This is a genomic window from Sphingobacterium paludis, from assembly GCF_004364125.1.
Taxonomy (GTDB): Bacteria; Bacteroidota; Bacteroidia; order Sphingobacteriales; family Sphingobacteriaceae; genus Sphingobacterium; species Sphingobacterium paludis.
On sequence record NZ_SNZV01000018.1, the window covers coordinates 1 to 9,284 of the forward strand.

The 9,284-nt window shown below is 38.4% G+C and carries 10 protein-coding genes; 6 read left to right on the plus strand and 4 right to left on the minus strand.

What is annotated here, in order from left to right; all coding sequences use genetic code 11:
• Positions 1–299: 299 nt before the first annotated feature.
• On the minus strand, positions 300–701 hold the full coding sequence (locus B0I21_RS19830; protein ID WP_133642237.1) for a hypothetical protein: 402 nt from the start codon (positions 699–701) through the stop codon (positions 300–302).
• 352 nt (positions 702–1,053) lie between these two features.
• On the opposite strand from B0I21_RS19830, the gene B0I21_RS19835 reads away from it, so the two are divergent.
• Entirely contained in the window at positions 1,054–1,329 is a 276-nt protein-coding gene (locus B0I21_RS19835; protein WP_133642238.1) for a hypothetical protein, read from the plus strand.
• Positions 1,330–1,504: 175 nt separating this feature from the next.
• On the opposite strand, the gene B0I21_RS19840 is transcribed toward B0I21_RS19835, so the two are convergent.
• Positions 1,505–1,906, minus strand: coding sequence for a hypothetical protein (locus B0I21_RS19840; protein ID WP_133642239.1), 402 nt, complete (start codon positions 1,904–1,906; stop codon positions 1,505–1,507).
• A 138-nt stretch (positions 1,907–2,044) separates the two neighbouring features.
• Between B0I21_RS19840 and B0I21_RS19845 the strand changes: the two genes are divergently transcribed.
• The 3 genes from B0I21_RS19845 to B0I21_RS19855 all read left to right on the plus strand — a co-directional run bounded on the left by B0I21_RS19845 (position 2,045) and on the right by B0I21_RS19855 (position 3,647).
• On the plus strand, positions 2,045–2,461 hold the full coding sequence (locus B0I21_RS19845) for a hypothetical protein (protein WP_133642240.1): 417 nt from the start codon (positions 2,045–2,047) through the stop codon (positions 2,459–2,461).
• A gap of 210 nt (positions 2,462–2,671) precedes the next feature.
• Positions 2,672–3,226 (plus strand): hypothetical protein, encoded by a 555-nt coding sequence (locus B0I21_RS19850; protein WP_133642241.1) that lies wholly within the window; start codon positions 2,672–2,674, stop codon positions 3,224–3,226.
• Between the two features lie 82 nt (positions 3,227–3,308).
• Positions 3,309–3,647, plus strand: coding sequence for a hypothetical protein (locus B0I21_RS19855; RefSeq protein ID WP_133642242.1), 339 nt, complete (start codon positions 3,309–3,311; stop codon positions 3,645–3,647).
• Positions 3,648–3,936: 289 nt separating this feature from the next.
• Here the strand turns inward: B0I21_RS19855 and B0I21_RS19860 are convergent, their stop codons facing one another.
• Together B0I21_RS19860 and B0I21_RS20240 are read right to left on the minus strand one after the other, a co-directional pair.
• Entirely contained in the window at positions 3,937–5,559 is a 1,623-nt protein-coding gene (locus tag B0I21_RS19860; protein WP_133642243.1) for a hypothetical protein, read from the minus strand.
• 25 nt (positions 5,560–5,584) lie between these two features.
• Positions 5,585–5,722, minus strand: a complete 138-nt coding sequence (locus tag B0I21_RS20240) for a hypothetical protein (protein WP_166637918.1) — start codon at positions 5,720–5,722, stop codon at positions 5,585–5,587.
• Between the two features lie 1,479 nt (positions 5,723–7,201).
• On the opposite strand from B0I21_RS20240, the gene B0I21_RS19865 reads away from it, so the two are divergent.
• Both B0I21_RS19865 and B0I21_RS19870 read left to right on the plus strand, forming a co-directional pair.
• The gene (locus B0I21_RS19865; protein ID WP_243836305.1) at positions 7,202–7,918 is read left to right on the plus strand and encodes a site-specific integrase; all 717 of its coding nucleotides are present in this window, start codon (positions 7,202–7,204) and stop codon (positions 7,916–7,918) included.
• A gap of 554 nt (positions 7,919–8,472) precedes the next feature.
• A complete protein-coding gene (locus B0I21_RS19870; RefSeq protein WP_133642244.1) occupies positions 8,473–8,775 on the plus strand; it encodes a hypothetical protein in 303 nt (100 codons plus the stop codon).
• Positions 8,776–9,284 lie beyond the last annotated feature (509 nt).

The window sequence follows — 9,284 nt, forward strand, 5'->3', positions numbered from 1 at the left end:
GCAACTTTACATTAGGTTTGGGGATAGACTCAAGCTCAATAGAGGCTTTTAGGGTTAGATTAATTATCCACTGACACAGTTGGAGTTACACTCCCTATAAAAATTCCTGATGATCCACAGCGTTTACTAGATAATTATCTCAGACAATTCTCTATCCGATACGGCAAAACAAACTCCCTTAACACCGTTCTTATTAAAAGTATGAAGCGAATACACCGTCTACTTTGAATACCGAAGCTAAAACTCTATCGGCCGTTAGATCAAGAAATATGAATGGATTGCGCAATTTTCCTTTTGCTCTACTTTTTTCTGTACGTCAAACTTTGCTCGATGACTTCGTATGTTCTACTACTTGTCTGGGTGACGGTGAGTTCATTTGATGATATGCGATACTTCAGAGGTAGGGTTTCCGTTACATCTTGGTAGTCTATCGTTATAAAGAGTGAATCGTTCGTGATGGTGAATGTTCCAGGGCGGTTTGTAGAACTCAGAACCTGCCCATCTCTTGTAAACTCTAAATAATCTTGGCTATTTTCGAAAGTGTCCCGGTCGATGCTTATAGATCCATCTTCAATATCTCGCTCAATATATTCCTGTGAAAATTCGTACCAACGTCCGTAAATCAGCTCCTGTTGGTCTTCGTCCTTTTTGCATGCTACAAAAGCTATTGCGCAGGCCACTAATATGGAAAGTCTTTTCATAACAGCGTATAAACAATAACCATACCTAAGGAACTTACCAGCTTCTCAAATACTAAACTTATCAAAATGACTGATCACATAAACCTCGAACATACGTAAGAAGGCGCCAAAACCCACACCCTTAAACTGATGAAAGCAATCAGCCAATTTAGTTCATTTAATAACCCCCCTCTATAATAAAGCGAAGGGTGCGGTATCCCCGGGGGGGATTAACCTACTGTGATCCCACAAAGTAACAAATTTAGTTCAATAATTTTCACGCAAACGACTGTCTCATAGAGTGAAATCGCTTGCTTAAATTTTTTAATTTCAATTTAATGTAATTCAATGAATAATCCTTTAGATTTGACTAATGAATAGGGAATTACTCGTCAAATGTGGGGATAGTATTGAAGTAAAGTATAACTCTTTAGATCGTCCTATTTCGGAATACGCATTGGTAGGCTATATGGAAAAGCCGATCGGCGTAGCATTTTTTCAGTCAAGAAATAAGTATTGTACAGCTGCTATTGTGTTGGATAGCGATGGCGATCTTGTATTGTTAGAGCATTACGATGACTGGCATTTTTGCTCGATATCTGAGATGGAAGAGCTAAGGAAGATATACAATTGGGCTTTCCCGGAATAAAAAAAGCTACCGTCCCAGTAGCTTTTAAAAATTTGAAAAAGTATGTAGAGTATGGTTTGTCGTTGGAATGCGCATTGCAGTCTAAACGGTAAGCCTAATATAAAAATGATTCCAATACGATCCCATTAAAATATACGCAAACGATACCGCTCATCTCCAAGGAGCTTTCGTAATCTTATCCTCCCTTAATTTTTCCCTCTCTGATCCACCGGAAATATTTTTCTATCCTTTCACAAGTAAGTGCCTCGCAGCGGTTGTGCTCGCTGTACGCTAGCTCCATAGTCATGTCGCTCAATTTGATCGACCCTTTGTGATACCTATTTACCAGAACGTGCCACGAGCTTCCCCCGGCAGCGAAGCTTATATCGACCACTTGCCGTTCCCCTTTATAGTAGAACATCTCTGTGCAGTTCCTGTCAAAACGAAGTATCAGAGCATCTAAGCAAGCCTCACGGACATCGTCAGCGAGCTTTCCGTAGGCGTGTTCCCAATTCCCCATAGTATTCCGGAAAATATAGATTGATACTCCATTTTTGTCATACAGCGTATAGTCGGAAGAGCCTATGGATCTATGCATTACCTTCACCCTTGCGAATATCACTTTGTCCCGGATATGTATTTCTAGCGGTTTCACAACTGCAATCTTACTAAAAATATTAGTAAAAATTGTATTTGTATTTTTTTATATTTATAAGCAGATCAACCGTTGACTAAAATGAAAATACAGCCCAATTTAGAATCTAAAATTAGCCCGAAAACTGGAGAGGAGTTCACTATTGCCATAGCTCACATTGAATCAAAAAATCTTAATGCATGGCAATTTTTAAATAACGTTTTCGAATACTTAACATATGAAAATGTTGAACGGAATGAGCTTTATTCAATATTATCTCAGTTAGAGCAGCTCCACCTTGGTTGCACAAAACAAGAAGTGGATTTTGAAACTACCGACCTTTACAAAAAGATGTTAAAGGCGAAAACTACTTTAAAGCGCTACAATAGGGAGAAGACCTTAAGCGGCAAAAGAAAGATCGAAAAAGAGGCCTGGGAACACATCTATACCGGGCTAAGAAAGTTTCTCGCTGACGATAATAATAGTAATTATTTTTTGCCTGATTTATTATTGGAATAAGCCTGTTTAATGGGATCTGCGGTGCTAGGAAGGTTTGTTTCGACCCCCCCTGATTGGAAGTCACATGGCATGTCGTATGTGCTTTTATTTCGCTTCGTGCGGAAAGATCAGCTATTCTACCCGTTAGCGACCTTTTCCCAATAACCATTCATGGCGTCTCTCGGGGAATGATTAGCGGCAAGGTGTTTATTGGTATATAAAATAAGAGCTATGGAAAATCATACTACGGATGCACTCGATAAGCTATCCGCCCTGAAAAATATTGTGATCGCCGCTGGACAATTTGATCAACCGTCTGAATCGGCGTTTATCTGGGGAACGGATCCTTTCTACTCGATACATCGAAACGTTGCGTTGGAGCTGATGCATAAGGGACACTTAGAAGATGCTCGAAAGCTGTTTGAGGATTACGTTAACTATCAATATCCGGAAAGACTCGAAGATGCGAGAAAGGATATAAACCGCATTTGGGATGGTTTGATTCCCTTGACCAGACATAACATTGAGGAGCTGTACCAAAAATACAATGGCGTTGTGGTGTCCAGCGATATCTACTTTCCAATGTCATACGTAAACTATACTTTTATCAATGTTTCCGACAGAGAACGAGAAATGATGCTGGAAGATGAGTACAATACGGTCGTGCCGCTTGAATGGATACTGGCCGGCGATTTGAATTTTGATAACGTTTACTTGGACGTATACAACACAAAACTGAACAACGGAAGATATCCGTTCTTGAAAATTAAGAGTTTATGTAGATGATCCGCTACAATCTGTAAACGAATGTTTTAACTTATGAGTACAGCAATTATTTTTGATTATTATTTTGCTTTAGATCTATGTTATGAAATATTTATTAACGGACGCATTGTATCTCAATAAAATATCGATGGATGAAGAAGTAATTTGTTACATCTTCAAGAGTGCTGCAGGGGGTGAAAAGTATTTAGTTTGGCTGCATATATCGGCGCTTTTCAACGAATGGAAAAATCAGTATGGTCTTGACGATACTGCGATGCTGAAATTTTTGCTGAAAGCGATGGAGAATGAACTAGTGGGGTCCGCATTCCGGCACCGGTTAACGACATTCAAGATCAATGAAAATACAAAGCCTATCATTGGCTTCACACATGAGGACTACGATTTAGAAAGTTATTACCTGGATATTCCTCAAGCCAACTAACAAAGCCTTTGTCAATCCATTCCTCTTGAGATGTGGAGAACACTTTGCCTTTACCAAATAGAAACTTTACGCCATTGACATCGTAGAATAATACGGTGTCGAGTGGGTGTTTGAAATGGCTTTCATCTGGCAAGCGTTCGGTGATAGGGATAAGTGTAAATGTCATCGCGGCAAGATGGCAAATGGCAAACGTGAATTCATACGGAAATCCGTAAAATCAAAAGCCCCAACTTTCGTAGGGGCTTTTTCAATCGTTATAGTTATCAACATTGCAGGGGAATGATCACAGTTATGGGCATGGAATGACCTTGACACCGTAGCCTCTTCCATGCATCACCGTAATATTAATTACGGACTGCGTGACTACCACCTTATTTTGTGCCGTAGTATTCCAGACGATCTTATTGAACTTTGTATCGTCAGTGAAGACGATCGGATAAAGCGAGCGATCGGTATTATTCTTTCTTCCGAAAATCGAAACTTCACCTTTGGAACTGATAACTACTTTAACAGAGGGATGGTCTCGGTTACCGATGATGTTCCAGATCTGCGATACATTATTCTCGCCCCATATACTTCCGTCAGCAAAGCGGACATTCCGTTTTGGAAGGTTTGTCGCGGTCGTGTATTCAAACTGAATCTCCTTAGTGGCCAGTTTTTGTCCGTTTATTTCCATGTTGAACGAGTTGTCAAGCTCATAGATATCAAATGTATAACCGTAATTGGCGCCGCTTGCATATAATGTATTTGTTTTTACGTCACCGTACTGGCTTCGCCATTCGAAAGTATCGTCGCCGGTCGGTTCCGTACATGGATTTTTAATCTGCAGGACCAGATCATAGCGTTGGTTTGGAGCAATAACAAAATCTTGCAGGACCAAGTTGTTGCGAACTGTTGACACTTGCTTTCCATTAATAACGGCATTGATCAACAAACTGCCGATAGATACATCTACCGTTGAAATTCTTGGTGAAATCAACAGTGTTGGACTGGCCGTAACGCTTCGCATTCCACTTCCCAGACTGGGGTATTTGACGCCTACGGATGTTGTGTCCGAACTGTAGCTAAGAGCTCCATCACTAAGTTTAATTGTTCCACTTTTACGAGGGGTTGCTGCGGGATCTCCACTACCTGTAAACCTAACATTAGTCAAAGACACAATTTCTCCGCGTGTATCGTCCGTGAGGCGCGCCGTCATTGTAATTTGGCTAAATTGGTGTTTAAGTATTACACCCAAATAGTTGTCGCCACTGGCAATCTGTAGCGAACTCCGAAAATACATCAGATCTTCACTGCTGTTAAGAATCGCCGTGGAAAGTTTTGCCCGGTTGGTGACCTCCGGCAGTGACGTAGAACTATTCACAGAATAGGCTATAAAGGTGTACGTTGAACCAACGGTAAGATTTGTAAAGCCAGAGGGACTTTTTCCGGCTTCGTAGTCCATCTGTGACACAAAATTATCACCTAAGTATGCCATCACCCTATACTTCACACCAGAAGTTAGCGGTGTTCGGACAATTGCAGATTTATTGTTGCCCACAGAAGCCTTAAGGCCTTTCGCTGGGGTACCTGCTATAGATGAGATATCCTGATCGATAGGTTTCAAGGTCGCGACCATTTGAAAGTTATCATCCAGCGTTACTATTCTCGTTTGTGGCTGCGCGGATTGCGACAACTCGCTTTTTTCAAGTTTGGCGGTCTGAGACTTAAGTTCAATATTTGATCCGTTACCGAAATTCGTGGAAGCATTTTGAGATGTACTTGTATTTTCGGATTCGATCTCGGAGCCCAATAGTTCAATGGTAACATTGGATTCTACAGGTATATCTGTAACAGTCTCTTTGCTGCATGAAAAGATTGATAAGAGGAAAAAAAACACAGATATGTGTCCAAAGGCATTTGTTTTACGCATGTTATATGACGGATTAAATAGCTTTCTAAATATCGCCTAGGTCAATTGTTCTATACTGAGTATCCTGTTGATCCCATTCCTGCTGCACAGCACCGTTGTTGTTTTGGGGAAGTATAGAGGATTTCACAACATCCTCTTCCATGAGTATGGATACTACTTCCATTTTGGGTTTTTCGTATTTTAATTTCATCATCACTGTTTTTACTTACAAAATAAATTCATTAGTATTTGAAATATAATTTGATGGCGACCGTCCTTTATTCTACCTATTCTGCGGGATTACAGATAGATCTTAAAAAAGTGTAAACATTTATGTACGATAATTGAGATCCTGTCGAGCCATCGCATTACAATCATTGAGGCAAACTTATGATAAAACTATAGTATTACTCCGCAATTTTTTTTAAATAATATTTCTTGTAGCGATATGTCTACTCAACGGTTATTAAACCGGAGGACGCTGTTTATTTGGAAGTGAAATAAGTTAGGTAAGGTTGAATTAATCTAATGTTTTTGAAGATTTGGATCCGCAATTTTGTATGGTAGGAAGTTTTTTTACAAGTAGGTAACGGTGTTCAATTTTACATTTTCAAAAATGATCAATAAATTGCATTTGCAAAGTAATAAACGAACTTTTTAGCATACATCACCGACAAGAAACCATTTGACTTTTAATCAGCATGCAAGTACCCCATTTTTCCCCACAGCTACGATTGGACTTTTCTAATTTACGGTACTAATTGATTTATCTGTTGTTGTTGCCTAATAATTTTTTTGATAATTCCGTTGGTGTAAGATTCCCAAGACCTCATTTGGTCTGTTGTTATTAGATTTATCCATCCACGCCTCGGTATATCCTCTTACTGGTAGACTTACCTGTTTTTTAATAGGGTTTTAGTAATATCATTTCTTCCTAAAACGTCGTGTAAAAAATTTGTTACGAATATGTAACAGTCCTCAATTTTAAATTTCCGAAAATTATCAATAAGTTGCATTTGTAGATCAAAAACGAACTTTTTAGCGTCCTTCACTGAGAAAAAACCATTTGACTTGTAATCAGTAGGTCATTGGTTCGATCCCGATAGGAGGCTCAGGTTTAAAAAGCGGTTTTTTTACACGAAAAAGCCGCTTTTTTGCATTTTAAACGAAGATTAGGAACATCTTTGTGTAGTCAATCGGGGTCTCCGAAATGACATGATTTACATAATTCTTTGTTGAACTTAACGTCTGTGTTCAAATATGTAACGGAACTTTTGACGTTTTACTGAAAAGTTTATGGCTACCGTAAGCGCTAAAATTTATGAACATCACAAGAAGGCTGATGGAACTTACAATGTGAAAATTTGTGTCTATCACAAACGAAGGAGAACATTTCTGGATACTACACATTTTGTCGTCAGGAAGCAACTAACGAAAGATCTTAAAATTAGAGATCCATTTGTCGCTGATGTCGTTGAGCAACAGCTGAGAGATTACCGAAAGAAGATTAGTCTTTTAGACGGGAAGCTTGATTTTTTTACTTCTGAAACATTAAGAAATTATCTGATTGATTCTAACGAAGAAGTAGACTTCGCTAAATTCTGTGAAGACACCAGTAACTACCATCCAGCCCCCAGTGTCTGCCTTGACCGTACACAATTATATGCGTGATCTGAGAACGTTGTTTAACGCCGCCCGTAATAGGTACAGTGATGAGGATTTAGGTATCATTCGCATAAAACATCACCCGTTTAGAAAGTATAAAGTTGGTACTCCGCCAGTGAGGAATAAGGAAAGATTTAACACGCTAAAGCAGATATTTTCGATTGAATATTGTCACACAGGACATGGAAGTCGGGCTGAGCTAGCAAAAGATATGTATATGCTCTCCTTTTATTTATGTGGCACAAATGCTGGTGATCTTTACAATTTGTCCAAACAGAATTTTAAAGATGAGAGAATCGAGTATTACCGTTCAAAAACTACTGGTCGCCGGAAGGATAAGGCATTCATCAGCATTTTAGCTGTGCCTGAAGCAAATGACCTCTTACAAAAGTATGTCGGATCTTTAAAGAAAAGATACTCCTCGATCCAATGCTTAAATAAGGCCTTAAGTAAGGGTATGGAGCAACTCTGCAAAATGACCGGATTAAAAGATACAGCTTTTTATTGGGGGAGGCACAGTTTTGCTAATGTTGCACGAAATGACTGCAGAATGACTAAGGATGATGTTGCGCTCGCCTTAAATCATGTTGATATGGGAAACCGAACTACCGATGTCTACCTTGCTAAAGATTGGAGAATTGTTGACGATGTGCAAGGTAAAGTGATAGCAAAATTTAAAAGATCGAGAGAGAAATGTTTAAAGCTGCTTTGCTAATAAATAAGTCCCGAAAAGAGTGATGGGTTAGCGACAGTTCGATTGTAAGTTACCCAATTATGGGTTTATGGCAATTTAATTCTTTTTTTAAAAGTATTTGAAGATGCATGGTTGAACTGCCATGCATCTCTTATTTATAAAGATTTTGGATATTAGTTATACCAATATATCCACCTTGGTAAATGCCTGCAAAGTATATAGTTAGATTTGAATATGATTATACCAATAAATTTTATGATGGACAATAGCATAACGATAGTAGCACTTATAAATCTCGTAAAGGCTTCCGTTCGTATAGGTTTGGGCAATGCAATCCTACAACACAATATACTTTTGGATCTGCTAACAAAGACTGAAGCGTACAAAAGATATGGTCGTAGTAACATAGATCGTTTGCTGAAAGAAAATCTTATTTGCGGTTCCAATTCCGGGAATAGGAGGGTGCTTCTTCGAAAAGAGCTTGATCAGATTGCAGCAAAGAGTAATAGGACGACCTATTTGACTGCAAAAGAACGTAAATAGGATACTATTTTTTAATAAGCATCAGTAAAATAATGAATACGATATTAACCATTAACGTTCATCAGCTTAAAATTTTGATTGGAATCGCTGCAAAAATGGGTGCGACGATGGCCTTTACGGAATCAGGACATGTTAGACGCTACTTAAAAAGATCGGAAGCTTTTAAAATGTATGGTAGAAAAAATGTAGAAGAGATGATCAGAGCTGGTTTAATATTCCCCAGAAAAGACGGTAATTTTTCGGCAGCTTGGCGAATTGATCGTTTAGAGATTGGATCTGTTCAAAGTGCAAAAGAATTGATTGTCCTATTTACGAATCCAATTAAAGCGTGTTAATTAAAAAAGGGTTAAGCATAGAGTGTGACCCGAAGCTCTTAAGATAAATTGTTGATCAGATATAGCTCATATCGACACCTTTGTAAAATTATAGAAAAGACCTTACTAATAATAGCTTATTGATATAAACATAAAAAAATGAGATGACCTATTACAAATACACACCAATTTATGTTAATGGTCGTTTTATGCGACAGAAATAATAGATTCGCAGATTATCTATTTCCAACACCATATATTGTCTCAAAATGTTGTTTCACAAATCTATGTTTCATAAATAAGCATATCAGACGTTTTTATGAAAATAGGATTTGCCATGGTCAGTACCCAAGATCAAAAATTTAAATATGCCGATCAATGTGTTGAAAAATGCTGGTTGCGAAATCATTTTAGATGAGAATATTTTAGGAAAATGGGAGTGTAACTCCAACTGTGTCAGTGGATAATTAATCTAACCCTAAAAGCCTCTATTGAGCTTGAGTCTATCCCCAAACCTAATGTAAAGTTGC

Bases quoted from the DNA above. Each gene is read 5' to 3' on its own strand.
- B0I21_RS19830 (WP_133642237.1), bottom strand. From the start codon at position 701: ATGAAAAGACTTTCCATATTAGTGGCCTGCGCAATAGCTTTTGTAGCA.
- B0I21_RS19835 (WP_133642238.1), top strand. From the start codon at position 1,054: ATGAATAGGGAATTACTCGTCAAATGTGGGGATAGTATTGAAGTAAAG.
- B0I21_RS19840 (WP_133642239.1), bottom strand. From the start codon at position 1,906: ATGCATAGATCCATAGGCTCTTCCGACTATACGCTGTATGACAAAAAT.
- B0I21_RS19845 (WP_133642240.1), top strand. From the start codon at position 2,045: ATGAAAATACAGCCCAATTTAGAATCTAAAATTAGCCCGAAAACTGGA.
- B0I21_RS19850 (WP_133642241.1), top strand. From the start codon at position 2,672: ATGGAAAATCATACTACGGATGCACTCGATAAGCTATCCGCCCTGAAA.
- B0I21_RS19855 (WP_133642242.1), top strand. From the start codon at position 3,309: ATGAAATATTTATTAACGGACGCATTGTATCTCAATAAAATATCGATG.
- B0I21_RS19860 (WP_133642243.1), bottom strand. From the start codon at position 5,559: ATGCGTAAAACAAATGCCTTTGGACACATATCTGTGTTTTTTTTCCTC.
- B0I21_RS20240 (WP_166637918.1), bottom strand. From the start codon at position 5,722: ATGGAAGTAGTATCCATACTCATGGAAGAGGATGTTGTGAAATCCTCT.
- B0I21_RS19865 (WP_243836305.1), top strand. From the start codon at position 7,202: ATGCGTGATCTGAGAACGTTGTTTAACGCCGCCCGTAATAGGTACAGT.
- B0I21_RS19870 (WP_133642244.1), top strand. From the start codon at position 8,473: ATGAATACGATATTAACCATTAACGTTCATCAGCTTAAAATTTTGATT.